The organism is Microbispora cellulosiformans (assembly GCF_008728085.1).
GTDB lineage: Bacteria > Actinomycetota > Actinomycetes > Streptosporangiales > Streptosporangiaceae > Microbispora > Microbispora amethystogenes.
This window is the reverse complement of the sequence record NZ_VYTZ01000016.1, coordinates 110860-136294: the sequence shown is the minus strand read 5'-3', so window position 1 is coordinate 136294 and position 25435 is coordinate 110860. Positions and strand designations below refer to the sequence as shown.

At 71.7% G+C, this 25435-nt stretch carries 30 protein-coding genes; 17 read left to right on the top strand and 13 right to left on the bottom strand.

Features of this window, described 5'->3' with window-relative positions; genetic code table 11:
* Position 1: 1 nt before the first annotated feature.
* The 3 genes from F5972_RS31765 to F5972_RS37590 form a co-directional block, all read right to left on the bottom strand.
* On the bottom strand, positions 2 to 982 hold the full coding sequence (locus F5972_RS31765; protein ID WP_150938928.1) for an MvdC/MvdD family ATP grasp protein: 981 nt from the start codon (positions 980 to 982) through the stop codon (positions 2 to 4).
* A gap of 97 nt (positions 983 to 1079) precedes the next feature.
* Positions 1080 to 1232 (bottom strand): hypothetical protein, encoded by a 153-nt coding sequence (locus F5972_RS37595; RefSeq protein WP_191910410.1) that lies wholly within the window; start codon positions 1230 to 1232, stop codon positions 1080 to 1082.
* Positions 1233 to 1249: 17 nt separating this feature from the next.
* Positions 1250 to 1405 (bottom strand): hypothetical protein, encoded by a 156-nt coding sequence (locus tag F5972_RS37590; protein WP_191910409.1) that lies wholly within the window; start codon positions 1403 to 1405, stop codon positions 1250 to 1252.
* A 245-nt stretch (positions 1406 to 1650) separates the two neighbouring features.
* On the opposite strand from F5972_RS37590, the gene F5972_RS31760 reads away from it, so the two are divergent.
* Positions 1651 to 3801 (top strand): peptidase domain-containing ABC transporter, encoded by a 2151-nt coding sequence (locus F5972_RS31760; protein ID WP_150938926.1) that lies wholly within the window; start codon positions 1651 to 1653, stop codon positions 3799 to 3801.
* 199 nt (positions 3802 to 4000) lie between these two features.
* Here F5972_RS31760 and F5972_RS31755 read toward each other — a convergent pair whose 3' ends face one another.
* The gene (locus F5972_RS31755) at positions 4001 to 4825 is read right to left on the bottom strand and encodes an SAM-dependent methyltransferase (RefSeq protein WP_191910408.1); all 825 of its coding nucleotides are present in this window, start codon (positions 4823 to 4825) and stop codon (positions 4001 to 4003) included.
* A 303-nt stretch (positions 4826 to 5128) separates the two neighbouring features.
* Here F5972_RS31755 and F5972_RS37585 point away from each other — a divergent pair, with 303 nt between their 5' ends.
* The gene (locus F5972_RS37585) at positions 5129 to 5290 is read left to right on the top strand and encodes a hypothetical protein (protein WP_191910407.1); all 162 of its coding nucleotides are present in this window, start codon (positions 5129 to 5131) and stop codon (positions 5288 to 5290) included.
* A gap of 194 nt (positions 5291 to 5484) precedes the next feature.
* Complete coding sequence (locus tag F5972_RS31750) at positions 5485 to 5742, top strand: hypothetical protein (RefSeq protein ID WP_150938922.1); 258 nt, start codon at positions 5485 to 5487, stop codon at positions 5740 to 5742.
* Positions 5743 to 5958: 216 nt separating this feature from the next.
* On the opposite strand, the gene F5972_RS31745 is transcribed toward F5972_RS31750, so the two are convergent.
* Complete coding sequence (locus F5972_RS31745; RefSeq protein WP_150938920.1) at positions 5959 to 6252, bottom strand: hypothetical protein; 294 nt, start codon at positions 6250 to 6252, stop codon at positions 5959 to 5961.
* Positions 6253 to 6572: 320 nt separating this feature from the next.
* Here F5972_RS31745 and F5972_RS39045 point away from each other — a divergent pair, with 320 nt between their 5' ends.
* Together F5972_RS39045 and F5972_RS31730 are read left to right on the top strand one after the other, a co-directional pair.
* A complete protein-coding gene (locus F5972_RS39045; protein WP_191910406.1) occupies positions 6573 to 7670 on the top strand; it encodes a hypothetical protein in 1098 nt (365 codons plus the stop codon).
* Positions 7671 to 7865: 195 nt separating this feature from the next.
* The gene (locus F5972_RS31730; protein ID WP_150938916.1) at positions 7866 to 9272 is read left to right on the top strand and encodes an AMP-binding protein; all 1407 of its coding nucleotides are present in this window, start codon (positions 7866 to 7868) and stop codon (positions 9270 to 9272) included.
* Between the two features lie 20 nt (positions 9273 to 9292).
* Here the strand turns inward: F5972_RS31730 and F5972_RS31725 are convergent, their stop codons facing one another.
* The 3 genes from F5972_RS31725 to F5972_RS31715 form a co-directional block, all read right to left on the bottom strand.
* Entirely contained in the window at positions 9293 to 9898 is a 606-nt protein-coding gene (locus tag F5972_RS31725; RefSeq protein WP_150938914.1) for a DUF1707 SHOCT-like domain-containing protein, read from the bottom strand.
* Between the two features lie 80 nt (positions 9899 to 9978).
* Positions 9979 to 10398, bottom strand: a complete 420-nt coding sequence (locus tag F5972_RS31720) for a hypothetical protein (protein ID WP_150938912.1) — start codon at positions 10396 to 10398, stop codon at positions 9979 to 9981.
* A gap of 194 nt (positions 10399 to 10592) precedes the next feature.
* Positions 10593 to 11003, bottom strand: coding sequence for a histone-like nucleoid-structuring protein Lsr2 (locus F5972_RS31715; protein ID WP_150938910.1), 411 nt, complete (start codon positions 11001 to 11003; stop codon positions 10593 to 10595).
* Between the two features lie 127 nt (positions 11004 to 11130).
* Between F5972_RS31715 and F5972_RS31710 the strand changes: the two genes are divergently transcribed.
* Both F5972_RS31710 and F5972_RS31705 read left to right on the top strand, forming a co-directional pair.
* Positions 11131 to 11886, top strand: a complete 756-nt coding sequence (locus F5972_RS31710) for a DNA-formamidopyrimidine glycosylase family protein (RefSeq protein WP_150938908.1) — start codon at positions 11131 to 11133, stop codon at positions 11884 to 11886.
* Between the two features lie 38 nt (positions 11887 to 11924).
* A complete protein-coding gene (locus F5972_RS31705; protein WP_150938906.1) occupies positions 11925 to 12992 on the top strand; it encodes a spore photoproduct lyase family protein in 1068 nt (355 codons plus the stop codon).
* 20 nt (positions 12993 to 13012) lie between these two features.
* Here the strand turns inward: F5972_RS31705 and F5972_RS31700 are convergent, their stop codons facing one another.
* A complete protein-coding gene (locus F5972_RS31700) occupies positions 13013 to 13837 on the bottom strand; it encodes a glycerophosphodiester phosphodiesterase (RefSeq protein WP_150938904.1) in 825 nt (274 codons plus the stop codon).
* Between the two features lie 137 nt (positions 13838 to 13974).
* The gene (locus F5972_RS31695) at positions 13975 to 14772 is read right to left on the bottom strand and encodes a class I SAM-dependent methyltransferase (protein ID WP_150938902.1); all 798 of its coding nucleotides are present in this window, start codon (positions 14770 to 14772) and stop codon (positions 13975 to 13977) included.
* A gap of 95 nt (positions 14773 to 14867) precedes the next feature.
* Between F5972_RS31695 and F5972_RS31690 the strand changes: the two genes are divergently transcribed.
* Positions 14868 to 15461, top strand: a complete 594-nt coding sequence (locus F5972_RS31690) for a TetR/AcrR family transcriptional regulator (protein ID WP_150938900.1) — start codon at positions 14868 to 14870, stop codon at positions 15459 to 15461.
* Between the two features lie 119 nt (positions 15462 to 15580).
* Positions 15581 to 16360, top strand: coding sequence for a class I SAM-dependent methyltransferase (locus F5972_RS31685; protein WP_150938898.1), 780 nt, complete (start codon positions 15581 to 15583; stop codon positions 16358 to 16360).
* 3 nt (positions 16361 to 16363) lie between these two features.
* On the opposite strand, the gene F5972_RS31680 is transcribed toward F5972_RS31685, so the two are convergent.
* A complete protein-coding gene (locus F5972_RS31680; protein WP_150938896.1) occupies positions 16364 to 16981 on the bottom strand; it encodes an HAD family hydrolase in 618 nt (205 codons plus the stop codon).
* A gap of 178 nt (positions 16982 to 17159) precedes the next feature.
* Between F5972_RS31680 and F5972_RS31675 the strand changes: the two genes are divergently transcribed.
* Entirely contained in the window at positions 17160 to 17753 is a 594-nt protein-coding gene (locus tag F5972_RS31675; protein WP_150938894.1) for a dihydrofolate reductase family protein, read from the top strand.
* A gap of 25 nt (positions 17754 to 17778) precedes the next feature.
* Here F5972_RS31675 and F5972_RS31670 read toward each other — a convergent pair whose 3' ends face one another.
* Positions 17779 to 18729: a Gfo/Idh/MocA family protein gene (locus F5972_RS31670; protein ID WP_150938892.1), complete on the bottom strand. Its 951-nt coding sequence runs from the start codon at positions 18727 to 18729 to the stop codon at positions 17779 to 17781.
* Positions 18730 to 18856: 127 nt separating this feature from the next.
* Between F5972_RS31670 and F5972_RS31665 the strand changes: the two genes are divergently transcribed.
* The gene (locus F5972_RS31665; protein ID WP_225312069.1) at positions 18857 to 19504 is read left to right on the top strand and encodes an Ohr family peroxiredoxin; all 648 of its coding nucleotides are present in this window, start codon (positions 18857 to 18859) and stop codon (positions 19502 to 19504) included.
* A 74-nt stretch (positions 19505 to 19578) separates the two neighbouring features.
* Here F5972_RS31665 and F5972_RS31660 read toward each other — a convergent pair whose 3' ends face one another.
* Entirely contained in the window at positions 19579 to 20355 is a 777-nt protein-coding gene (locus F5972_RS31660; protein ID WP_150938890.1) for a lytic polysaccharide monooxygenase, read from the bottom strand.
* A 189-nt stretch (positions 20356 to 20544) separates the two neighbouring features.
* Between F5972_RS31660 and F5972_RS31655 the strand changes: the two genes are divergently transcribed.
* From F5972_RS31655 to F5972_RS31630, 6 genes are all read left to right on the top strand, one after another.
* Positions 20545 to 20952: an ArsR/SmtB family transcription factor gene (locus tag F5972_RS31655; RefSeq protein WP_225312068.1), complete on the top strand. Its 408-nt coding sequence runs from the start codon at positions 20545 to 20547 to the stop codon at positions 20950 to 20952.
* On the top strand, positions 20945 to 22120 hold the full coding sequence (locus F5972_RS31650; RefSeq protein WP_150938888.1) for a cation diffusion facilitator family transporter: 1176 nt from the start codon (positions 20945 to 20947) through the stop codon (positions 22118 to 22120). The genes F5972_RS31655 and F5972_RS31650 overlap by 8 nt, the downstream gene beginning before the upstream one ends.
* A gap of 319 nt (positions 22121 to 22439) precedes the next feature.
* Positions 22440 to 23276: a glycosyltransferase family 2 protein gene (locus tag F5972_RS31645; RefSeq protein WP_150938886.1), complete on the top strand. Its 837-nt coding sequence runs from the start codon at positions 22440 to 22442 to the stop codon at positions 23274 to 23276.
* On the top strand, positions 23276 to 23509 hold the full coding sequence (locus tag F5972_RS37575) for a hypothetical protein (RefSeq protein WP_191910405.1): 234 nt from the start codon (positions 23276 to 23278) through the stop codon (positions 23507 to 23509). Before F5972_RS31645 ends, F5972_RS37575 begins: the two co-directional genes overlap by 1 nt.
* Positions 23497 to 24546, top strand: coding sequence for a glycosyltransferase family 9 protein (locus tag F5972_RS31635; RefSeq protein ID WP_150938884.1), 1050 nt, complete (start codon positions 23497 to 23499; stop codon positions 24544 to 24546). Before F5972_RS37575 ends, F5972_RS31635 begins: the two co-directional genes overlap by 13 nt.
* 186 nt (positions 24547 to 24732) lie before the next feature.
* Positions 24733 to 25266 carry a hypothetical protein gene (locus tag F5972_RS31630; RefSeq protein WP_150938882.1) on the top strand — a complete coding sequence of 178 codons (534 nt, stop codon included), beginning with the start codon at positions 24733 to 24735 and terminating at the stop codon, positions 25264 to 25266.
* Positions 25267 to 25435: the final 169 nt, after the last annotated feature.

Genomic DNA, 25435 nt, shown 5'->3' with positions numbered 1-25435 from the left:
GTCAGGCTCCTCGCAGGAGGTGTTCGCAGATGGCCTCGCTGATCGGGAGGCCGGTGAGGTGCTCCACCCACAGCCACTGCGCGTTGGGGTTCACTTCGAGGAAGACGTGACGGCCCTCGGGGGTGAGGATCAGGTCGATCGCCCCGTACGCGAGGCCGAGCCGCTCCATGAGGGTGAGGCAGCGCGTGGCGACGTCGTCGGGCAGGCGGTGCGGACGGTGCGGGGTGATCCCGGTGTCGTAGCGCCGCCAGTCGACGGCGGACCGGTTGGACACCTGGGAGTGGATCTCCGCGGTGAAGATCCGGCGGCCGACGACGGTGACGCGCAGCTCCAGGCGCTTGTCCACCCGCTCCTGCACGATCATCGGGCAGAACCGCAGCCCGTCGGCGTACGCCAGGTCGCGGGGCGACACCGGCTCGCTGAGACGTGTGACGGTGAGGCCGTCGCCCTCGATGAAGGGGATGTGGAACGTCTTGGTGATGACGCGGCCGTCGTGCCGCCCGTGGAACTCGAAGAACGCCTCAGGGTCCGTGGTGATCAGCGTGTCCGGTACGGCGAAGCCGAGCTCCGCCGCGAGGGCGAGCTGGGAGGCCTTCTGGCCGGACCGCCGCCAGACCGACTCGCGGGCGGGCAGCTGCGGGCACGGCAGGTGCTCCCACAGATCGCTGAGCAGGCTCTGGCACTCCCTGGCCGCGTGCGCGGCGACCGCCGGGTCGGTCAGCTCCGGATGCGGCGCGGGCGGGCTGGGACGGCGCCACCACAACGCGGTGACCGTGTCGAGCGCGATCTCCTCCCCACCGCCCCGCAGCAGGCGCGTCATACGCCCGTCCGCCGCGTAGCCGACCTCCACCCGCCAGGAGACGGGGAAGCCGCCGGGGTCGAAGACGGTGACCCGCGCGCCGCGCTCGGCGAGCAGGGCGCCGACGCGGTCGGCGTGGGGATCGTCCTCACCCGTGAGGACGAGAACATGCGGAGATGGCAAGACCGGGCCTTTCGTGATCACGGTGAAGGCGGGAGCGCCGACGCGGGCGCTCCCACCCCGTGCCTCAGTGGCGGTTCAGAGGCGTTTCACAGTCCGCTCAGAGGGCGATGTCGTCCCAGGAGCACATGTTGCCGCCGTACGAGCCCGTGTTGTACTCGGGCCACATGCCGCCGCTGACGCCCCGCAGGGTCTCCTCGTCGAGTTCGGCGCCCACGGCGCCGATGTCGGTGAGAACGGTCCGCACAGTCATTCCGGTGTCTCCTCTTGTCAGCAGTAGACGTCGTCGCGGCTGGCGTACAGGCCGGTGTGGCTGTAGGCCCCCTCGGGGTCCATGCCGCCGTTGATCCCCTGCAGCCGGCTCTCGTCCAGCTCGGCGCCGACCTCGGAGATGTCGCGCAGCTCCGTGCGCGGGTCCTTGCCCATGTGAACTCCCTCCTTTCCGTACGGGAGCCGGGGCGGCTCCCACGCTCCCAAGGCTCGGTGGGAGATCTTGGAACCGTCTTGCGGGCAGATTGGAGGGAGGCTGAGCACCGCTGCAACCACAGGTCGGGCGGCATGTCCGGCCTCCTCGCCGGGCCCCGGCGGCGCCGGCGGGCGGCCCCGGGACCCGTTCCCGCGCCGGATGATCCAAGTCGCCGCGCAGTGGGCGACGGAACACTGCGGGACCCATGAGGTTCAATCGCACGCGGGTCCCGCTGCTGTTCCAGGACTCCATGACCGAGTGCGGCGCCGCCTGCCTCGCCATGGTCCTCGGGGCGCACGGTCACCACACCACGGTCCGCGCGCTCGCGGACGAGATGGGGATCGGGCGCGACGGCGGGACCGCTCTCTCACTGATCCGGGCCGCCCGCCGGCGGGGCCTCACCGCACGCGCCTTCTCGCTGCCCCCGGATGCGATCCGGCACGTCCCCCTCCCCGCCGTGGCCCACTGGGAGTCGCGCCACTTCGTCGTCGTCGAGGCGCTCGGGCGTGGCCGCGTCACGATCGCCGACCCGGGAACGGGACGTCACCGGATCGATGAGGAGGAGTTCGCCGAGTCCTTCAGCGGGGTGGTGCTCGTCTTCGAACCGGGGCCGGAGTTCGCCCGAGGGCGGTTCGGGCACACGCGGACCCGTTCATGGCTCCAGTTCATCCGTACGGCGTTCGCCGCGCGGCGGCCGCTGGTCGCCCTGCTGGCCCTGCTCAGCGCCGTGACGCAGGCGTTCGGGCTCGTCCTGCCCGTCCTGACCGGGCTGATCGTCGATCGGGTGGTCCTCGCGGGCGAGCGGGACCTGATCACCGCCCTCGGCGCGGGCCTGCTCGCGGTCTTCGCCGCGCACACGGCGGTGGGGGTGCTGCGGGCGTTCACGCTCGCGGCCCTGCGCGTCCGCGCGGACGCCGACCTGCTGGAGATCACCGCGACCCGCCTGCTCGCGGCGCCGTTCCGGTTCTTCGCCGGGCGGACGTCGGTGGACCTGTCCAACAAGGTCATGGGAACCGTGCTGATCAGGGAGATCGTGATCGGCCAGGCTCTCCTCGCGGTCTTCGACGGCCCGCTGGCGCTGGGATACCTCGTCACGGTGGCCGTCCGCAGCCCGGTGACCGGCGCCTGCCTGCTGGCCTTCGCGGCGGCCCAGGTCGCCCTGCTGCTGGCCACCCGGCGGCACGTCAGCGACCTGGCCCGCCGCGAGGCGGACACACGCAGCGACGTCCAGGGCCGGCTCGTCGAGGTGGTGCGGGGCATCGAGAGCATCAAGGCCTCGGGTTCCGAACCCCGCGTCCGGCACCGGTGGACGAAGCTGCTCGCGGTGTACGTCGGCCGGGCCGGGCGGAGCAGCCGGGCCCAGGGCCTGCAGCAGGCGGTGTTCGACGCGCTCAGGTTCACGGCCCCGCTGGTCCTGGTCTGGGTCGGGGCGGGGCAGGTTGTCGGCGGGGAGATGTCACTGGGTGAAATGCTCGCGCTGCAGGCGCTCGCGGCCGTCGCGCTCTCCCTTCTGTCCTCGCTGATCGGCGGTCTGCAGGCGCTCCAGGCCGCCCGGCCGTACGTGGACCGCCTGGCCGACGTCTGGGAGGCCGAGGCGGAGCCGGTCCCCCCGGACGCGGTGACCGCCGAGGTGAGCGGCCGCGTCAGCGCTGAGGGCGTGGGCTTCCGGTACACGGCGGAGGCGCCCTGGGTGGTGCGGGACGTCAGCGTGGAGGTGGCGCCGGGCCGGAAGCTCGCCCTGGTGGGCCGGTCGGGCTCGGGCAAGACGACCCTCGCACGGGTGCTGCTCGGGCTCTTCGCCCCCACCGAGGGGGAGATCCGCTACGACGGCCTCCCCGCCGCCCGCTTCGACCCGGGCGCGCTGCGCCGCCAGTTCGCGGTGGTGCCGCAGGAGCCCGTGCTGTTCACCGGCACGATCGCCGAGAACATCGCACTCAACGCGCCGGGCGCGCCGGCCGAGGAGATCGCCGAGGCGGCCCGCCTCGCCTGCGTCCACGACGACATCATGGCCATGCCCATGGGGTACGGCACCCTGCTCGCCGAGGGGGGCGGCCTGTCCGGCGGGCAGCGGCAGCGGATCGCCCTGGCCAGGGCCCTGCTGTCCAGGCCGAGGCTGCTGCTCCTGGACGAGGCCACCAGCCACCTCGACACGGCGACGGAGGCGGCGATCGAGGCCAACCTCGCCGGGCTGGACATGACGCGCATCGTCATCGCCCACCGGCTGAGCACCGTGCTGGACGCCGATCTCATCCTCGTGCTGGAGGCCGGCCGGGTCGTGGAGGCCGGCGCGCACGCCGACCTGGTGCGGGCGGGCGGGCCGTACGCGCGCCTGGCCGGCGGCTCAGCGCGGTCGTGACCGGGTCCGCGCCGCGATCGAAGCCGATACGGACGGGTGGTTTTCCGCCTGGAGAAGGTCGCCGATGCTCTGGCGGCGCTGGGCCGCCAGGGCGAGGCCGTTCGGCATTACCTTGACGCGGCGGAGATGTACGACGGCGGGCACCCCTATGAGGCGGGCCGGTGCCGGCGGCAAGCGGAAGCGGTCCGTAGCGGCACGGTCAGCGGTTCTTCGCTACTGCGCACCAGATCGTGACGGGAGTGGGCTGACGCGGGCCTGCTTCGCCTGGCCGCCATTGGGCCACGTCGACCATGCCCGGTGGGAGCAGCTCCAGTCCGTCGAAGAACCCGCGGATCTCCTCGCCGGTCCGGAAGAACAGGGGGCGGGTCATTCTGGGGTTGGAGATCTTCACTCCCTCCCACACGACGGGGTCCATGTCGTCAATGGAGACGTGAGACAACACCAGGTAGCTGCCCGGTGTTGCGTCCTCCATGAACCGCCTGACGAGGCCCTGCGGGTCGTAGTCGTCGCCGACGAAGTGCATCGACGCGACCATCAGGACGCCGACCGGCTGGGAGAAGTCGATGAGCCGCTGCGTCACCTCGTGGGTGAGGATGCTCTCGGGGACGCGCATGTCGGCCTCGATGTACCCCACGGTCTCCTCCTCATCGAGGAGCAGGGCTTGCGCCTCAGGGAGGACCTCGGGGTCGTTGTCGACGTAAACCACGCGAATGTCGGGGTCGACCGCATGGGCGACCTGGTGGACGTTCTCCACGGTGGGAAGTCCGCTACCCAGGTCGAGGAACTGCCGGACGCCGTGCTCGGCCGCGAGGTGGCGGACGGCGTTGATGAGGAAGATCCGGTTGGCCTGCGCAGCGACGCGGGACTCGGGTGAGACGCTGAGGACCCTGTCGGCGGCGATGCGGTCAGCCGCGCTGTTGTGGGTGCCGCCGAGGAAGTAGTCGTACATGCCGGCGGCGGACACGCGTTGTCTTCCGTCCAGGCCGCTGATGTCTGCGGTGGTCTCGGTGTGGTCGGAGGTCACCTGATGCAGCTCCTCATGGTCGCGTTCGTTGTGCAGCCGCTCGCGCCAAGGTGGGTTCCCTGCCCATGATCCAGTGACGTTCACATCGCGGCGGGAAAGTAGTTCGATCATAGAGGGCGGCGGGCTTTATGGGGTATCAGCCGAGTTGGCAATAGCGGCCGCGCAAAAACGTGAACTCGGAGAAATGTTTACTGTGGGTTACTGCAGTGGGTACCGTGCTTCATCTACTCCTCATTCCGGACGGCTCGACGGCTAGACCGTTACAACCGGGCCGGAGGCTACACATACACACCTGGAGGACACATGTCGCACGCCAGCAGAGCCCTGCGGGCCTCGCTGACGCGCCGTCGTGGCCACCTCATCACGGCGGCCATTCTCCTCGTGCGACGCTGCGACCGGGTCTACCAGCTCGGCCTCGACCACGGCGTTGACCTCGCGAACACCTTCCACCACGCCGGCGTGTAGCCGCCGAGGAAGACGCCCCGGTCACAAGCCGGGGCGTCTTCCTTTTCCCGCGAAACCTGGACACGGGTAAGAACTGCACGCCAGCCCGAGAATGCCTGAACGATCAGGAAGGGCAGGGCTTATGAACGAACCTAGAACGTCGCTTCCTTTTGGGGAGAGAGTCCGCTTCTACCGGGAAGCGGCCTTCTGAGGTGGTGGGACCTCGGCTGGCACCAGTTCTACCCGTCGCTTTCAAGTTCAGCGCCGTCGTCAAGGCCGAGCCTGCCGCGCGTGGCATCACGCCCGGCGTCGTCGCCCGGCTGCACCTGGAAGACGGCCGGACGGTGTTCTTCAAAGGCGCGCCCTACAACGACAGGCCGGCCGCGTTGCTGTACAAGCGGGAGATCTGGCTCGGCAGCATCATGCCGGCGTCGGCGCCCGCTCCCCGCATGCTGTGGGCCACGACGGGGTGACACCGGTATAAGGCGCATTTCGGGCCGGAGGAGCACCGCGAGGACCGGGCGGCGGCCGCGCAGGCCGGGATCTCGTGGATCACGTACCGGCTCGGCCGGGAACCACGGACCGGCCCCGAGGCGGTCGAAAGGCGCGGGCGTCTCGGGGCCGCATCAACATGAACGGGCCCCGGCGGAAGCCGGGGCCCGTTCGCTGTGAGAATCAAGGGGATCACTCTACTCAGTGCCAGCCGCGTGGACAATCGCCTGCACGCCGTGCAGGGAAAGCCCCTTGCCTCTCGGGTCTGCGGCCTTGGTGATCTCGACCATCGCGTGCCGGGTCACCAACGACTTGTTCTCGCTGGCCTCGACACCCTGCGGTGGTCGCGCCGCCGCGACCACCGCGGCGTGGAACTCCCGCTCCAGCTCGGCCAGCCGCGTGTAGAACTTCTCAGCGGCCTGCCGGAGCTTGGCCTCGGCGGCGGTGCGCTGCTCCTCCGGGGGCTTACGTCCGGGGTTGGGCTTCTTCATGAATATGATGCTGCCACACCTCGTTGCGATTTCGTCGCGACCTTTTCGGGTTCGCCGCACCGGTCACGACCGGCGGCGGGCCGCTTCAAGATTTTTCACGTCGTTTGTCACCCTTCCGACCTGCCCAGAAGCCGCCGGGCCGCCATGCGGCGACGAATCCGCCCGCATGGATTTGGAGTAGATGGGAAAGGTCTCCACAAACCCACGGAAGAGACACGGTTTGACAACAAATATAACGATCGCCACTGTCGGGTAGCGGAGCGACGCGCTCCGGCCGCCAGTCCGGCGGAAAACCTCACACCGCACGATATGGAGGAACGGTGACGCCGACCAACCCCCACCGCCCTAAGGAAGGACAGTCGTCCGGCCCGGGCGGACCACGCAGGCGCATCTCCCACCCCATGATCCTCGCCACCGCGTTCGTGCTCACCGCGACCGGCGGCGTCGGAGTGGCGGCGGCCTCCGCCGCTCCCGTCACCCCGCCGACCGACGCTCCGGAACCCGTGGTGACGGCCACCGTGACGATCACCCCCACACCGGAGACCATCCCGGCCGAGACCACCACCCCCGCGACCGCCACCACGGTGCCCCTCGTGGGCCCGTTCATCGGCGTGCTGCACGGCGAGGTGGTCGTGCCGGCCAAGAACGGGTGTGACACCGTCACGGTGTTCACCCAGACCGGCCAGGCCGTCGCCGTGGCCGAGGGCTCGGTCACCGTCCGGAGCCAGGACGGCTTCGAACAGTCCTACGCCGTCGACGACTCGACACGGGTGTTCACGGGCCGTCGCGGCGGCGAGATCCGGCAGGACGCCTGGGTCTCGGTGGTCGCCGCGGTGCCCGCTTCCCAGTCGCCCGCCCCGCCGAGCCCCACCCCTCCGACGACGCCTGAAGCCACCCCCACTCTCCCCCAGGAGACCCCCACAGCGCCCGAAAGCACGCCGACTCCTCCCGAAGCCACCCCCACTCCCCCTCAGGAGACGCCGGCTCCCCCCGGGGAGACCCCCACGCCCGCTCCCGAGACCCTGACCCCTCCGGCTCCGGAGGCTCCCGTGGCGCCGGGAGCGACGGACTCCGTCGCGCCGAAGACCGAACCGTCGCCCGCCGCCTCTCAGGGGGAGACCGCGGCGGCCGCCTACGTCTTCGATCTCTCCCGGCCGAGCAGGAAGCTGTGGAACCTCGGCAAGGGCTCGCCGTACTTCCCGCACTGGCGCTCCGGCAAGCTCGCCTGGCACACGCCGAAGCCCTGCGCGACACCGACGGTCACGCCCACGGCGCCGAACGACACTCCCACCGAGACCCCCACCGACACCCCGACCGCACCGACCACCCCGAGCGCCCCGGCGGAGACGCCCACCGACACCGTGTCCCCCACCGCTGAGCCGACGCTCCCGGACGCCCCGGCTCCGCCCGGGTCCTGATCGCCCCGTACGGCCGGCCCTCGCCTCGGCGCGAGGGCCGGCCGTACGGCTGCCCGGCGTGAGAAGAGACCGCGCGCGCCGGGAGGCGGCCATCCCCGGCGCGCGGGAGGAAGCCGCCTATACTGCCGCTGCCGGCGGATCGGAGCGATGCCTTCCGTGCCACCCTCGAAGTACCGACGAAAGGTGACGCAGGCCATGCTGGAAGGACTTCGACAGGCGGCCGGAAGAGACGGCGCCGCCGCCGTACGGCTCGGAGACGACGCGCTGGCGCCGGAGGAACTGCTGCGCGCCGCGAGCGCCGTGGCCGGCGGGATCGCGGGCGCCCCCGCGGTCGCCGTCCACGCCACACCGACCATGGACACCGTGATCGTGGTGGTCGCGGGACTGCTCGCGAACGTCCCGGTCGTCCCGGTGCCCCCCGACGCCGGGCCCATGGAGCGCGACCACATCCTCCGCGACTCGGCTCCCGCGCTCATGCTGGCGGCGAAGGGCGCGCTGGAGGACCCGGGCGCGCTCGGCGTCCCCGTCGTCCCGGTGGACGACGTCGCGGGCGCGGAGACGTCCTTCCCCGGCCCGGAACCCGGCTCGACCGCCCTGGTGCTCTACACCAGCGGCACGACGGGCCGCCCGAAGGGCGTGCGGATCTCCCACGGCGCCATCACGGCCAATCTCGGCGCGCTCGCGGAGGCGTGGTCGTGGACGGAGGAGGACACCCTGGTCCACGGGCTGCCGCTGTTCCACGTCCACGGCCTGATCCTCGGCGTGCTCGGCGCCTTCCACACCGGCTCGGCCCTCGTGCACACGGGACGGCCGTCCCCCCGCGCGTACGCCGCGGCGCAGGGGACCGTCTACTTCGGCGTTCCCACCGTGTGGTCGCGGGTCCGCGACGACCCGGAGTCGGCGCGGGCGCTGCGCGGCGCCAGGCTGCTGGTCTCCGGCAGCGCTCCGCTCCGGCCGGCGCTGTTCGACGACGTGCGGGCCCTCACCGGGCACGCCCTGCTCAACCGGTACGGCATGACCGAGACCCTGGTCACGCTCAGCGGCCGGGCGGGAGAGGACCAGACGCCCGGCTGGGTCGGAACCGCCCTGCCGGGCGTGGAGACCCGGCTGGTGGCGGAGGACGGCGCCCTCCTGCCCCACAACGGCTCCGCCCTGGGCGAGCTCGAGGTGCGGGGGCCGAGCCTGTTCAGCGAATACACCAACGCGCCGGAGGCCACGGCGGCCTCGATGACCGCGGACGGCTGGTTCCGCACCGGCGACCTGGCGATCGTCGGGCCCGGCGGCGCCCACCGGATCATGGGCAGGGCGTCGACCGACTTCATCAAGACCGGCGGCTTCAAGGTGAGCGCCGCCGAGGTGGAGGACGCTCTCCTGGCGCATCCGGCGGTGCGCGAGGCCGCCGTCGTGGGCGCCCCCGACGACGATCTCGGGGAGCAGATCCACGCCTACGTCGTGGCGGACGCGGTCGCGGCCGACGAGCTCGTGAACTTCGTCGCCACCGAGTTGTCCGTCCACAAGCGGCCCCGGCAGGTGAACTTCGTGCCGGAGCTGCCCAAGAACCGGCTGGGCAAGGTCGTCAAGGGCGAGCTCGGCCGCCGGTGAGCACACCGGGGGGGCGCGGCTCAGCGGTCCCGCGTGCGCTTGGTCCTGCCGCTCACCCCGCCGAACAACGCCAGGCCCCGCACCACGACCACGGGCGCCGAGGGATCGATGTCCGGGCCGTTGTTCACGTCGAAGCCACCGAATATGCCCGTCCCGTGGCAGCGCAGCTCGACCCCCTCGGGCACGATGATCTCGGCGCCGCCGAAGATCGCGGTGACCGTGATCTCGACCTCCTTCGCCTCGAACTCGGCGGAGGTCAGGTCGAACTGCACCCCGCCGAAGACGGCGAGCGCCCTGGTCCGCCGCCGTACCCTCCAACGGCCCTTGCGTACGGCGCCGCCGAAGACGGCGACGACGCTCTCGGGCTCGGAGGTCGCGTCCGGGTGGTAGGACACCGGGGTCGCGGCCGGACGGTGCCGGTCGACCTGCAGGTCGTGGGTGAGCACGTCGAGCTCACCCACGGTCTTCGCCTGGTAGAGGGTGTCCAGGCGTTCGGAGTACTCGTCATGACTCAGCTGGCCGTTGCTCAGGGCCTCGCCGAGCAGGGCGGCGACCTGCTCCCTGTTGCTGTCCGAGGCACGCAGGTGCGACGTCCGGGAGTCACGACGCTCGGGGGGGTTATCCATGACGGTCACGATAGTTCTCCTCGGCGGCCGGCGCCCCTCCACACGCCTGGCGGGCGTGGAGGGGCGCCTTCCACCGGTGTTTAGTTGTAACAGCCGTAGTCGTCGTAGCAGTCGTAACCCCAGACGGCGTTGGCCCAGAGACAGGTGTCCCACCAGGAGTCGTTCCACGAGGGAACGACACTGCCGCACGTCTCCCCGTACCCATAGGAGGAGGTGGTGCCCCAGTTGTTGAAACTGTTGTCGGCGGTGTTGTTGATACCGACGGTGGAGTAGCCGTCTCCGTACCCGGTGGTGCCGCACGGGTTGAGGGCGGTGGTGCGCCAGTTGTCGAAGCTGTTCGCGAAGGTGTTGTTGAACAGGACTTCTTCAGCCGGGCTCGAGTATCCGTATTCGGTTGGAGCGGTCGCCGCGCCCGCGGCCGTGGCGCTCAGCGCGAGAGCGCCACCGGCGAGCGCGGTGGAGAATGCGAATCCGGCGATGACCTTCTTGAGCTTGGACATTCGTCCCCCTAAAGGATCAACTGCCTGATTTGCACGACATGCACTCTTAGAGCGCTATGCCGTTTAGTGACCGTTGTGCCGCCATCACCCCGCGCTTGCATGGTTTCCAGGCCGAATGACCGATAAACGGCGATTTACCGTGTTTGATGCCCCATTGTGAGCATTAGAGCATCGCAAGTCCGCTTATGAGTTATTCATCCCGAAATGTCCGATTCCGTGTCGCGTGCGGACGCCTCCTCGGAGGCCTCCTCCGGAGCGGCGTCGGGGTGGGCCGCGACGAACCGTTCGAGGATCTCGTCGGGCACCTTTCCGCGCGCGGGCACCTCCAGCCCCTGCTCGCGGGCCCATTCGCGGACGTCGGTGAGCGTGTGGCCGCGCAGGCGCGGCGAGGCGTCCGCGGCCTTCTTCGCGCGCGACGCCTGCTTCACCTCGCGGGCGTTCTCCAGGACTTCCTCGACGAAGGCGAGCGCCTCGTTCAGGCGCTTGTGGTTCTCGTCGCACAGGTCGATGGCGAAGGTCCGGTTCAGCAGCGGGAACTCCCGTCTCGCCACGTCGTCGCCCTCGGAGTGGTCGAGGTCGTCAACCAGTATCACCTTCTGCGCCACGTGCCGCCCTTTCCCAGGTGGATCTACGTCTTTGCGAACCGTGGCATCCTACTCGGGCCGGTCCCCCGCCACTCGCCGGTGCGACGACCGGGTGTGACTTCGGAGGCGGGGCGGGTAGGGCCAGGGCATGCCGGAAGGGCATCTGGTCCATCGCCACGCACGCGAGCAGCACGACGCGCTCGCCGGGCGGGTGGTCAGGGCCACCAGTCCCCAGGGCAGGTTCGACGCCGGCCCGTACGACGCCAGGGTCGTCGAGCGCGTGGAGGCCCTCGGCAAGCACCTGCTCTACCGGCTGGAGGGCGCCCCGCCCCTCCACGTCCACCTCGGCATGCGGGGCCTCTTCCTGCGCTACGACGACCCCTCGGCCGAGCCGCGCAGGGGCACCCGGCTGCGCCTGGCCACCGGCGACGTGGCGTTCGACCTGATCGCCCCCATGCGGTGCGAGCCGCTGGGCGAGGAGGAGCTCCGGGCGCTCAGGGCGGCCACCGGCCCCGACCCGCTGCGCGCGGACGCCCGCCGGGAGGACGCCGTACGGCGCCTGCTCGCGGCCCGCGCCCCGGTCGGCGCGGCCGTGCTCGACCAGCGGGTGTGGGCCGGGATCGGCAACGCCTGGCGGGCGGAACTGCTCTTCCTCGCCGGCCTCGATCCCCGCGCCGCCGACATCGGCGCGGAGGCGGCCGGACGGCTGTGGGACACCGCCGTGCGCTATCTCGCCCTCGGCCGCGACGCCGGGCAGGTGGTCAGCGACCCGGACGCGCCGGACGAGCGCTGGGTCTACAAACGTGAGCGCTGCCGCCGCTGCGGAACCGCCGTCCGCACCTGGACGCTGGCCGCGAGGACGGCGTACGCGTGCCCGCTCGACCAGCCCGCGCATGTCCCTTGACCTGGGAAGTCACACCGCCGCCCGGATGTTACACCCAGGTGAACGAAGGCCACCGGCTCCTGGACATCCGCCGCCTCTACGTCGAGCCCGCGGCGGCCGAACTGCCGCGCGGCAAGGAGATCATCCAGCGGTTCCCCGACGCCGAGCGCGTCGAGATCGAGTCGCACCACCGGATCCCCGAGCTGTACGGGGACGAGGCGAACGTCGCCCGCTGGGTCAGGATCAAGACCGAGGCGCTGGTCCTCGGCGTCAAGAAGTCGCTCACCGCGCGGCCCAACGGCCGGTCGAGCGACTTCATCGCGCCCTCCACCGCCAACGGCTGCGCGATGGCCTGCGCGTACTGCTACGTGCCGCGCCGCAAGGGCTACAGCAACCCGATCACGGTGTTCGCGAACATCGACAAGATCACGGGCTATCTCGCCCGGCACGCGGGACGGCAGGGCGTGAAGCCCGAGCCCAACCAGGTCGACCCGCGCGCCTGGGTGTACGACATCGGCGAGAACTCCGACTGCTCGGTGGACGCGACCGTCTCCGCGAACGTGCACGACCTCGTCGGCCTGTTCCGCGACCTGCCGAACGCCAAGGCGAGCTTCGCGACCAAGTACGTCAACCGTGAGCTGCTCGGCTGGGACCCGCGCGGCCGCACGCGCGTCCGGTTCAGCCTGATGCCGGCCGCGGACGCCAAGCTGCTGGACATCCGCACCTCGCCCGTCGCCGACCGCATCGCGGCCATCGACGACTTCGTCGAGGCGGGCTACGAGGTGCACGTCAACTTCAGCCCCGTCGTCGTACGGGACGGCTGGCTGGAGGACTGGGCCGAGCTGCTCGGCCAGCTCGACGACACGCTGGGCCCGGCGGCGCGCGCGCAGCTCGCCGCCGAGGTCATCTTCCTGACGCACAACGACCGGCTGCACGAGGTCAACCTCGGCTGGCATCCCAAGGCCGAGGAGGTGCTGTGGCGTCCCGACCTCCAGCAGCCCAAGCGCTCGCAGACCGGCGGATGGAACGTCCGCTACAGGACCGGCCACAAGGGCCGCTACGTCACCGCGCTCACGGACCTGATCGCCGAGAAGCTGCCGTACTGCACCGTTCGTTACGCGTTCTGACCGCCTGACGCGGTCCCGGCTCACCGGGACGGCCCGCCGCTCTCGCGGACGACGCCGGGCCTGTTGGTGATGATCCCGTCCACGCCCGCGCCGGCCAGGCGGCGTACGGCGGCGGGCGCGTCCACCGTCCACACGAGGACCTTCATCCCCAGCCTGTGGACACGACGGACATAGGCGGCCGTGACACCGGCGTACGGCGGGTTGATCTGGTCGGCGAAGCCCGCCAGGCCGGCCAGGGCCGCGACCGGCGGCGTGCCGAGCAGGCCGACCGGCACCCCGGGCACGAGGCGGTGGAACCGGCGCATCGAGCCCCAGTCGAACGACTGCACCACAATCCGGCCCCGCCAGCCCGGGTCGCGCCCGATCTCCTCGGCCACCCGGGCCTCGATCCCCGGGTAGAGCCGGGGTTCCTTGATCTCCAGCAGCAAGCCGAGCCCGCTGCCGCGCATCTCGCGCAGCGTGTCATCGAGCGTCGGCACCCGCTCGCCCGCGTACTTCCGCGAGAACCACGAGCCGGCGTCCAGCCCGCGGATCTCGGCCAGCGTGAGATCGCCGACCCGCCACGGCGACCGGCCCGGGAAGACCCTCTCCACGTCGGTCGTACGGCTGAGCGTCGTGTCGTGCATCAGGACCAGGTGATGGTCCTTGGTCTCCTGCACGTCGAGTTCGAACATGTCGGCCCCCTGGTCATGGGCCAGCCGGAACGCGGCGAGGGTGTTCTCCGGCGCGTACGCCGACGCGCCGCGATGGGCGACCACCAGCGGCCGCGACGCCGCCGCGGCGGGAACGACGAGGGACAGAGGGGTCAGGACGAGTGCGACGATCAGGGCGAGTCGCCGGCGCATGGTTCTCCTCGGGTGTCGGGAGGCGTCCTACGACCCGAACTTGACCATGCGTCCTTACGATCAGTTGATTTCCCGATGGCGGCCGGGTGCCGTCTCGATGAGCATCGCCTCCGCCTCCGGCATCCCGGCCATACAGGTCAAAGGCGCGCGGCGGTGACCACGACCGTGACGTAGGCCATGGTGAAGCCGCCGCCGATCGCGTCGATCGCGGCCCCGACCTCGGCGAGCATCTCCGACAGCGTGTCCGGCGGGAGCCGGGTCAGGATCCCGGACGTGGGCAACTGGTCCAGCCACTCGTCGCGGGTGTAGAACCGCTGCCAGGCGAACCGCCACTCCTCGGGCTCGCCGAACGCGCCCGCCTCCCGGATGCCGTCGGCGGCCCTGGCCAGCAGTGGCCGATATCCGTCGAGGGCCGTCTTCGGGGGGCCGCTCTCCTGTGGGGGAAAGCCGGGTATCACCCGCCGGTAGACCTCGGCGAGGGCTCCCGCCAGCGCGGGCGGCGGCTCGAACACGTGCCAGAACGCCGCCAGACGGCCACCGGGACGCAGCACCTCCGCGGCCTTGACCGCTCCGGCGACCGGATCGACCCAGTGCCAGGCCGTCCCGGCGACGACCGCGTCGAACGTACGGCCGGCGGGGTCCCAGGCCTCGAACGTCGCCACCTCGACCTCGATCCCGCTGCCGCGCGCGAAGGCGGCCATCCGCGGATCGGGTTCGACGCCGAGCACCCGGCAGCCCGCCGACCGGAACTGCCGCGCCTCGATGCCGGTGCCACAGCCGACGTCGAGGACTTCGGGCCCGGGACATGCCGCGACGATCCGTTCCACCATGGCGTCGGGATAGGCGGGCCGGGTGCGGTCGTACCGCTCGGCGTCCTCCCCGAAGGACTCCGCCATCTGCCTGGCCTCGTGTGGTGCGCCTTCGAAAGTGGGCATGCGCCCACTTATAGTGGGCACATGCCCACTCGTCAACCACGCTCTTCAGGGGTGGCACCGGTAAAGTCGGTCGTGGCGGAGAGGAGGGACGAACGGTGCCGACGGGAGTGGCCCTCCGCGACGTACGCACGCAGTTGTTCGAGGCGGCCGAGCGCGTCCTGCTCAGGGACGGACCGAGCGCGCTGACCAGCCGGGCGGTCACCACCGAGGCGGGCTGCGCCAAGGGCGTCCTGCACCGGCACTTCGCCGACTTCGACGCCTTCCTCGCCGAGCTGGTGCTCGACGGCATCGCCAGGATCGACCGGCAGGCCGCCGCTCTGCGTGCGTCCGCCGGGACCGGCACCGTCGCCGGCAACCTCACCGACGTGCTGACGGACCTGTTCGGGTCGGTCGCCGTCGCGGTCGTCAACCTGATCATCTCCCGCGACGGCCTGCGCGCCCGGCTACGTCAGGCCAGGCCCGGCCAGGGCCTTCCGCTCCTCACGGAGGCCGCGACCATGCTCGCCGCCTACCTCGCCGCCGAGCGCGATCTGGGCCGGATCGCGGCGGACGCCGACGTGGACACGCTCGCTCCCACGCTGCTCGGCGCCTCACACCTGCTGTTCGCCGACCGCGACGGCGGTCCGCCCCAGGCCGACGCCGTCCACAAGATGGTGGACACCGTCATCGCCGGTGTCGTACGCGACTGAGCCGCGAGCCACCCCCTGCGCATAATCACGTGAGCGCCGTAAGCGCGGCGGCTAACGTGACGAGCTATGACGAGGCTGGCGCTCTTCGAGCGGGGAACCCGTTGCTCCGGTGGCCGGGCGTGAACGACCACGACCGGCTGATGCTGCGCCGTACCTTCACCGAGGACGCCGCGCTGTACGACCGGATGCGGCCCGGCTACCCGGCCGCGATGTTCGAGCACATCCCCCGGGGCAGCCGGGTGCTGGAGATCGGCTGCGGCACCGGTCAGGCCACGGTCGCCCTCGCCGGGCGCGGCTGCGCGGTCACGGCGGTCGAACTCGGGGCGGACATGGCGGCGCTCGCCCGCCGCAAGCTCGCCCCGTACGCCGGTGTGGAGGTGGTCAACGCGGCCTTCGAGGAGTGGCCGCTGCCCCCGGAGCCGTTCGACGTCGTCTTCGCCGCCACCAGCTTCCACTGGCTCGACCCGGCCACACGCGTGGGCAGGTCGGCCGACGCGTTGCGGGCGGGCGGCCTGCTGGCCGTCGTCTCGACCGAGCACGTCGCCGGTGGCACCGAGGCGTTCTTCGCCGAGGTGCAGCGCTGCTACGAGCGCTGGGACCCCGCCACACCGCCCGGCCTGCGGTTGACGCCCGCGAGCGACATCCCGTACGACAGCGGCGAGATCGACGCCTCCGGCCGCTTCGGCCCGGTGCGGTTCCACCGCTACGAGTGGGACCACGCCTACACGACGCGGGAGTATCTCGACCTGCTCAGCACCTACTCCGGCCACCGCGCCCTGCCCGCCGAGGCCCGCACGGGGCTGCTCGACTGCATCGCGGCACTCATCGACAACCGGTACGGCGGACACATCGTCAAGCGCTACCTCACCCAACTCGCCCTCGCGGACAAGCTCCGCTGAGGGTCAGCCGAGCAGGGGGGTGAGGGCGGCTTCGAGGTCGGGCACGCCGGTGAACAGGACGGCGGTCATGCCGAGCGCCCGGGCCGCCTCGACGTTCTCCATGCGGTCGTCCACGAAAAGACATCGGTGCGCCGGAACCCCCGCCCGCTCGGCGGCGATCTCATAGATGCGGAGGCTTGGCTTGGTCGCTCCCACCCGGGCGCTGCTGACCACCTCGTCGGCGAAGTGGGCCAGGCCCAGCCACGCGAGGTCGTCCTCCAGGTCCAGCGTCGCGTTGGTCACGAGCACGACGGGCAGGTGCGCCTGGGCCCGGCGCAGCAGGCCGAGCACGTCCTCGTCCACTCGTGTCGGTGTCTTCATGAACGCCGTGACCAGGGCGCGGGCCCGCTCCGGCGGCACCTGCCGGGCCAGGGCGGCCTCGGCCGCGTCCTGCCACTGCTCGACGGTGATCTGCCCCAGCAGGGCCGGCAGGCCGACCTCGGGCGCGAAGACGACCTTCGTCGTGGCGCCCTCGGCGAGACCGGCCGCGCGCTCCAACTCGGCCAGTTCCGTCTGGTCGTGGAAACGGATGACGCCGTCGAAGTCGCACAGCACCGCGTCGAACGGCCGGGGGGTCGCCATCGCCCATGCATACCACGGAGCGGCTCGCATCCACGGCCCTCCGCTCACGACCACAGGCTCCGGCCGGTACTCGGGTGATGTCGAAAGCGGGCGCCTGACTTCGTCCCAGCGGGTGACGGCGCCTTCCGTGAGGCAACGCGGAACGGAGCGGCGGACAGACGACCGGTAGGAGGCCGGAATGCGCAAGGTGATCGCGAATGAGTGGATGACGCTGGACGGGGTGGTGCAATCTCCCAGTTATGCCGACGAGGACGTGACCGGTGGCTTCCGGCACGGTGGCTGGCATACCCGCTACTTCGACGAGTTGTCCATGACGTGGGTGATCGAGAATGTGCGCGGCGCGGGCGGCTACCTGCTGGGACGCGGCACGTACGAGCGCTTCGCCGCCCACTGGCCGACCGCGCCGACGGACCAGCAGGTGCTCGCCGAGCCCCTGAACGCGTTGCCGAAGTACGTCGCCTCGACGACCCTCGACGAACCGCTTGGCTGGCGGAACTCGACGCTGCTGCGAGGCGACATCGGCACGGCCGTACGGGCCCTGAAGGCGGAGGAGGGGAAGGACCTCCATGTGATCGGCAGCCCCGGGCTCGTCCAGACCCTGATGGCTCTGGGCCTGGTGGACGAACTCCGGATGATGATCGACCCAGTGGTGGCGGGTGGCGGCAAGCGCCTATTCGCCGACGACGGCGCGCTTCGCGCATTCCGGTTGGTCGACAGCCGGGTGACCAGCACGGGTGCGATCATCGCGACCTACGCCACATCAGGAGGCTGACGGCCGGGGCCGGGGGAGGGTGTGCTCAGCGGAGCAGGTCGAGTGCCCGGGCGGTGCCGAGGGAGTCGTCTACGGCGGTGTGCCGGGGCTCGGCCTCGCCGCGCAGCACCTCGTGGATGTGGCGGATGCCGAAGGAGAACGTCGAGCCCTCCCCCGGCTCGTGCCGCTGGACCGGCCGCTCCTCGCGCCAGACCTCCATCACGTCGTGCGGCTTCGGGTGGAAGGGATTGGTCAGGCGGATCTCCCCGCCGGTGCCGACCAGCCGGGCGTACGTCGTGAACGGCAGGTCGAAGCTGCAGCTCAGCAGCAGGCGGCCGGGATCGAACTCGAGCACTCCGGCGGTCTCGACGTCCACCCCGGCCTCGCCCTTGACCGTGACGGCGTGACCGGCCACGGCCTCGCGGCCGAACAGCAGCTGCGCGAGCCGTACGGAGTAGCAGCCCACGTCGTAGAGGGCGCCGCCGCCGAGGGCCGCGTCGAACCGGATGTTCTCCGCGCCCTCGAGCTGGAAGTGGAAGGACGACCAGATCTCCCGCAGGTCGCCGATGGCGCCCTGTTCGAGGAGCTCGCGGAGCCGGGCCGTCTGCGGGTGGAACGGGAAGACGAACGCCTCCCAGAGCGGGCGGGCCGACCGGCGGGCCACGTCGATCACGCTCTCGGCCTCCGTGGCCGTGAGGCACAGCGGCTTCTCGCACAGCACCGCCTTGCCGGCCTCCAGGGCGGCGATCGTCCACGGCGCGTGCAGGGCGTTCGGGAGCGGGACGTAGACCGCGTCGATGTCCGGGTCCTCGATCACGGCCTCGTATCCGCGCACCGCACGGCCGACGCCGTTCTCACCGGCGAACGCCTCGGCCCGCGCGAGGTCGCGGCCCGCCACGACGGCGGCCGTGCCGCCGCCCGCCTCGCGCAGACCCGGAAGGAACGCCCGGGCGGCGATGCCCGCCGTGCCGAGGATGCCCCACCGAACACCGCTCATACCGATCCACTCCTCGTCGCCCAGATCCTGCGGGGACGGTAGCACAGGTGAATCTTTGCTCCTGGATTCCGATATCGGGCAGGTCAGAGGGGTACGCCACCCGCCGATCCATGACGGGGGAAACGCGATGAGCGAGGAAATACGGCGGTTCACTCACCTGCCGGGCGACCGGGCACCGGGGCCCGACTATTCGGGCCCCGGGGTGGAGGCGGAGCTCACCGGGCTCATGCGCCCGGACGAAGACCGGCCGGAAGACCGGCCCGAGGACCGGACCGGCGAACAGCCCGGCGAGGCGGCGCAGCCAGGCCCGGCCCGGGAAGGCGGGCCGGGGCAGGAGCGGCGCGGCGAGCGCGGCCGCGACGGATCGTACGACGGCCTCTACACGGCCCGCGCCTCGTCCGTCCTGGGAAAGGTGGCCTCCGACGACGGCCTGCTCGACGTGCGCATCAAGGCTCCCCCGGAACTGGGCGGGCCCGGCGGGGAGACCAACCCCGAGCAACTGCTCGCGGCGGCGTACGCGTCGTGCTTCCACAACTCGCTGACCCTGGTCGCCGGACGGCAGGGCACCCGGACCGCCGACGCCACCGTCGACGCCTCCGTCACGCTGCGCAAGCGGGGCGTCGCCGACGACTACACGATCAGTACGGACGTGACCGTACGCCTGCCGGGGGTCGAGCCCGAGACGGCCCGGCGACTGGTGGACGAGGCCCACCGCGAGTGCCCGTACTCCCGCGCCTTCACGCAGGGCGCCGAGGTCCACGTCCACGTCGCCTGAACCGCGTCCCGACCGTACGGCGGCCCGTGCCCGCAGGGAGCACGGGCCGCGTACGAGCCGGCCGGGCTCGGGGCTCAGACCCTCTGCCAGAGCGCCGGGACGTTCGGCGGCTCCCAGCCGGTGAGCGCGGTGTGCGCCTGGATACACCGGTAGGTCAGGCCTGCGTAGGTGACCCGGTCTCCCACCTTGTACGCCGTACCGGCCGCCCAGGTGCCGCCCGGCACGGTCGGGGTCGGCGAGGGACTGCGCGTGGGAGAGGCGCTGGGAGAAGGACTTGGTGAAGGGCTCGGCGAGGGGGTGCGCTGCGGCGTCGGGGACGGGCTCGGGCTGGGCGTCCCGCCCGAACCGACCTGGAGGTCGACGCAGGCGTAGAAGGCGTTCGTCGTGTCGGCCACGTTCCAGACGGCGAGGACCTTCTGCCGGCCCGTACGGCCGCCCAGGCTCACGCTGTGGCTGACGGTGGCCGGCGGCTGCGCGCCGTGGTCGTCGAAGACGGCGATCCGCGTGCCGCCGATGTAGTACTCCCATGTGCTCGTCGAGTGGCGGGCGGTCAGCGACCAGGTGAAGGTGACGGTGCTGCCGACGCTGGTCGCGGGCCACGGCCTGCTCTCGTCGTCGAGCTGGGCGAACCGGGCGTTGCCGCCGCTGCAGCTGCGCAGCCCCTTCGGCCCTTCGACGCTCTGGGGTTCGTACACGATGTCGCCGCAGTTGGGGACGCGGCCCTGCGCGCACATCGCCTGCCGGCTCGGCGGCGACGAGACGTACCCGTGCGCCTGAGCGGGCGAGGCGACGAACACCGTGGCACCGATGACGACCGTCGCCGTCGCGAGGAAGGTCAGCGCTCTTCGCATGTGGTGCTCCTCACTGCTGGGGGTGGCCCAAATATAAAAGAAAGTTTCCTAAGAATGAAGGCCCAATAGCTGCTGCTACCTGCGAAATTAAGATCCTTTCAGGTGGACCGATCCACCGAGGGCGTCGTCGGCCGAGGCCCCGGACCGGGGGTCGTTGACAGGGCGGCCCGGTCACCTAAACTTCTTCATGTGAACGACCGTTCAAACGTTGTGGACATCGAGACCGCCGATTCCTGCATGCTGCCCGTGGTCGACGCGGGCCGGGTGGAGAGCGTCAGGCGGGTCATGCCGGGCCCGGAGACGATGGAGGACCTGGCGCAGATCTTCGGGCTGCTGTCCGACCCCGGACGGCTGCGGCTGATCGCGGCGCTGCTCGAAGGCGGCGAGATGTGCGTGTGCGACCTCGCCGCGGCCACCGGGCACAGCATGTCCGCGGCGTCCCACGCCCTGCGCCTGCTGCGGGCCCACAACGTGGTGAAGGTCCGGCGCACGGGAAGGATGGCCTACTACCGCCTCGCGGACTCGCATGTGCGACTGCTGTTCGATCTGGCGATCACGCACATCACGCATGAGGAGAAGGACCGGGACGATGAGTGAGACCGGCACAGGGCACGAACCCCCGCACGACTCCCCGCGCGAGGACCTGCGGGGACCCGGGCGCGGGACGGAGCAGGGACACGGACATGGTCGCGCTCCCGGCCATGCTCATGGACACGCTCACGGTCACGGGCACGGCCACGCGGTCAGCGCCGAGGCCGACCGGCGACTGCTGACCGGCGCGCTGGTGCTCATCCTCGGCTTCATGGCGGCCGAGGTCGTCGTCGGCGTCGTCGCGCGCTCCCTCGCCCTGGTGTCCGACGCCGGGCACATGCTCACCGACGCCATCGCGATCGCGTTCGCGATCGTGGCCATGCGGATCGCCGCCCGGCCGCCCCAGGGCGGCTTCACGTACGGCCTCAAACGCGCGGAGATCATCTCCGCGCAGATCAACGGCATCACGCTGCTGCTGCTCAGCGTCTGGTTCGTCTACGAGGGCGTACGCCGGCTGATCGAGCCGCCCGAGGTCGTGGGTGCGTACGTGGTCGTGACGGGGATCGCCGGGATCGTGGTCAACCTCGCCGCTACCTGGCTGCTGAGCAGGGCGAACCGGTCGAGCCTCAACGTCGAGGGCGCGTTCCAGCACATCCTCAACGACCTGTTCGCGTTCATCGCGACCACGGTCGCCGGCGCGGTGGTGTGGGCCACCGGCTGGAGCCGGGCCGACGCCCTGGCCGCGCTGGTCGTGGCCGCCCTGATGCTCAAGGCCGGGTGGGGCCTGGTGCGCGACTCCGGCCGGGTCTTCATGGAGGCCGCCCCCGCGGGCATGAGCCCCGCCGAGATCGGCCGCAGGACGGCCGCCCTGGAGCACGTGGTCGAGGTGCACGACCTGCACATCTGGGAGGTCACCTCTGGCTATCCGGCGATGTCCGCGCACATCCTGGTCTCCCCCGGCGCCGACTGCCACGCCGTACGGCAGGCCGCCCAGCGGATGGTCCACGACGAGTACGGCATCGCCCACACCACCCTCCAGGTCGACCACGCCCCTCCGGACCTGCTCGCCATCGGCGGCCCGGCCGAGCCCCACTGCGCGGAGGCGCACGGCCCGGCGCACACCAACGGACGGAGCCCCGAGGACGCCTCCGGCAGGCGCGGCCCGAACGGGTGCCCAGGACGCCGCCGAATCAGGTTCCCCCGCCCCGACCGCCTCTCCGATCGCCCCACCTGACCGTCGCGATCCGCCGGTTCACCCCGCCGGGGTCCGGTCGTCCGGGGCCCATCCCCGGCGGAGGAACAGCCGGTAGCCGACGACGGCGGGAACGTCGACCCCGAGCCTTCCGGCGTCCGTCCGCGGTGAGGATCTCCTCGCTGGAGCCGAGGGCGGCCGGTGCCCGGATCGATGACCAGCACCAGCCTCCTGGGCAGTCCCCTGGTCACGTCCAGGGCGACGGCCTCCGCCGGCAGCCGGTCCGGCGACCGGCGGCCGGAGCGCGGGCGGTGGCTCGGAGGCGCTGTTTGCCGTACGACCCCAGGGGTATCAGCCGCGCATGTCCACCCCGTCTGACCTCGACGTTCTCGTGCCCACCAGGGACCGCCCCAGTGCGCTCGCCGTCACGCTGGCGGGTCTCGCGGCGCAGAGCGTGTCGGGGTTCCGCGTCGTGGTGTCGGACCAGTCACGGGAGCCGGTCGCCGCGGACCGGCTGGTGGCCGCGCAGGTGCGGATTCTCGGCCACCGTGATCGGCCCGTGGAGGTCCATCGGCACCTGCCGGCCCGGGGCATGGCCGAACAGCGGGCGTTCCTGCTCGGCCGGGCCGACCGGCGGCTCGCGCTCTACCTGGACGACGACGTCTGGCTGGAGCCGGAGGCGATCGAGGTCCTGCTGGCGGCGATGAACGGCCTGCGCTGCGGGTTCGTCGGCTTCGCCCTGCACGGCCTGTCCCACCGCCACGATGTCCGCCCGGCCGAACTCGCGCCGTACGAGGAGTGGACCGGCGGCGTACGGCCCGAGCGGGTGCGCCGGGAGTCACCGGCGTGGCGGCGGTGGACCCTGCACAACGCGTCCAATCCGCTGCACCTCGCGCAGGCGCACATCGGCACACCGGGTCCCCGGGAGTGGCGGCCGTACAAGGTGGCCTGGATCGGCGGCTGCGTGCTGTACGACCGGGAGCGGCTGGTGGAGTGCGGCGGGTTCGACTTCTGGCGCTCGGTGCCACCCCGGCACGCGGGTGAGGACGTGGCCGCCCAGTTGCGCGTCATGGAGAGGTACGGCGGCGCGGGACTGCTGCCGAGCCGGGCGTACCACCTCGAACTGCCGACGACGGTGACCCACCGCGGCGCCGAGTGCTACGACTACGTCTTCGAGACGGCGGCGGGGGCGCGGTGATGCCCGCGCCGAACGCCCCGCCGACCGGCATCACCACGGGCACCGCAACCGGCACCACCCCGACTAGGACCGGCACCGCGACCGCCACCACAACCGGCACCGCCACCGCGACCGGCACCGCCACCGCGACCGGGACCACCGCCGCGACCGCCACCGCGACCGGCACGGTGATCGGCCCCGTGATCGGCCCGGAGACGGGGAAACGGCGAGGGACACGGCGATGGGCGGGGTGATCGAGGGGGTGGACCGGATCGCGGTCCTGCGGGCCAACGCCCTGGGTGACCTGGTCCTCGCCGTGCCCGCCCTGGAAGCGCTGCGCCGGGCCTACCCGGGGGCGCGGCTGACCCTCCTCGGCAGGCCCTGGCACGCGCGTTTCCTGGAGGGCAGGCCGGGCCCGGTGGACGACGTCGTCGCCCTGCCGCCGATCTCGGGCGTCTCCTCGACGGCGGACGGCCACAAGGCCCCGGAGAGCCTGTTCGAGGGGCTGCGCGAACGACGGTTCGACCTCGCCGTGCAGATCCACGGCGGCGGCCGTCACTCCAATCCGTTCGTCAGGGCGATCGGCGCCCGGGTGACGGCCGGGCTGTGCTCGCCGGACGCCGAACGGCTCGACCTCTGGGTGCCGTACGTCCACTTCCAGCACGAGATCCTCCGCCACCTGGAGGTGGCGGCGCTGGTCGGCGGGACGTTCGACGTGTTCGAGCCGTGGATCGCCGTGACCGGCGCCGACCGTGCCGAACTGGCCCGCGTGTACGGCGAGCTGCCCTCCGGCCTGGTGGCCCTGCATCCGGGGGCGACGGATCCTCGGCGACGCTGGCCGGCCCGTTCCTTCGCCGAGGCCGCCGACCGGCTCGGCCGGCCGGTGGTGATCACCGGTGTCGAGGCCGAGCGCGAGGTGGCCGAGAAGGTGGCGGCGGCGATGCGACGGCCCGCCGTGATGGCCGTCGGGACGCTCGGCGTCGGCGGCCTGGCGGCGCTCTACGAGCGGTGCCACCTGGTGATCTCCAACGACACCGGCCCCCGGCACCTGGCCGCGGCGGTGGGGACCGCCACCGTGAGCGTCTACTGGTGCGGCAACCTCATCAACGCCGGGCCGCTCACCCGCACCCGGCACCGGTCCCTGATGTCCTGGACCGCCGAGTGCCCGGTCTGCGGCGTCAGCGGGCTCGATCCGCGTGCGGAGCGGTGCCCGCACGACGAGTCGTGGGTGGCCGACGTCACGGTCGACGAGGTGGTGGAACAGGCCGAATATCTGCTGCGCGGTGAATGAGGACCTGTCACGGCCCCCTGCCTCTCCTCTCGGCACCCTGGCCCCCTCCTGCCGGGAGGCCGTCCGCAGGAGCCGTGCGGGTAGGTGCGCGGACGCGGGTAGGTGCGCGGACGCGGTGGGCCATACCGCCTGGGGACAAGACGGCTGCAAGGTCCCTCCAAGACTCCCGCCCTAGGGTCGGCCGACATGAGCAAGAACCTCGTCATCGGCGGACTGCTGGCAGCCGTGTCGGCTGTGGGCCTGCAGGCCGCTCCGGCCCATGCCGCCACGCCCCGGACCGCGACCCAGGCCGCCTCGACACAGACCGCCGCGGCACAGGGCACTACGGCGCCGGCCGCGTGGACCCGGCCCGCCCCGGCGCCTCTCCACTGGGGGCCGGTGCGGTCGCGGGCCGGGCACCGCGGCTACGCCACGGCCGACGTCTGGATCACCCGGTTCACCGCGGAGACCTTCGTCGTCTCCGGCAGCCTGTACGACCGCGACACGCACGGCGGCCACTGCGCCTACATCAGGGCGCGCTTCCACTACATCGGCGGCGGCACCGGCTGGGCCCTGCCGCGTACGACCTGCGCGTCGCGAAACACGTTCCGGCTGTCGTCGGACGGCCGGATCAAGCGGGTGGACGTCAAGGTCTGCGTCGTGGACCGGGCCCGCCGCACGACGCTGAACTGCCACAGCGACGCCATCACCCCCGCCATCATCGCCGGCTGGCCGCAGTGACGGCGTACTCCCCGCGCGGTAGCGGCCCGCGCCGCTGATGCGACGGCGGTAGCCACAAGCCCCTTCCGGCGTGCGACGACGCGGGCGGCCCCCGGCGGCGACGATCGGAGCGCCGCCGGGAGAGCACGCGGGCGGGCGGAAGACCTGCCCTCGTACTCCCCGAGCGGTA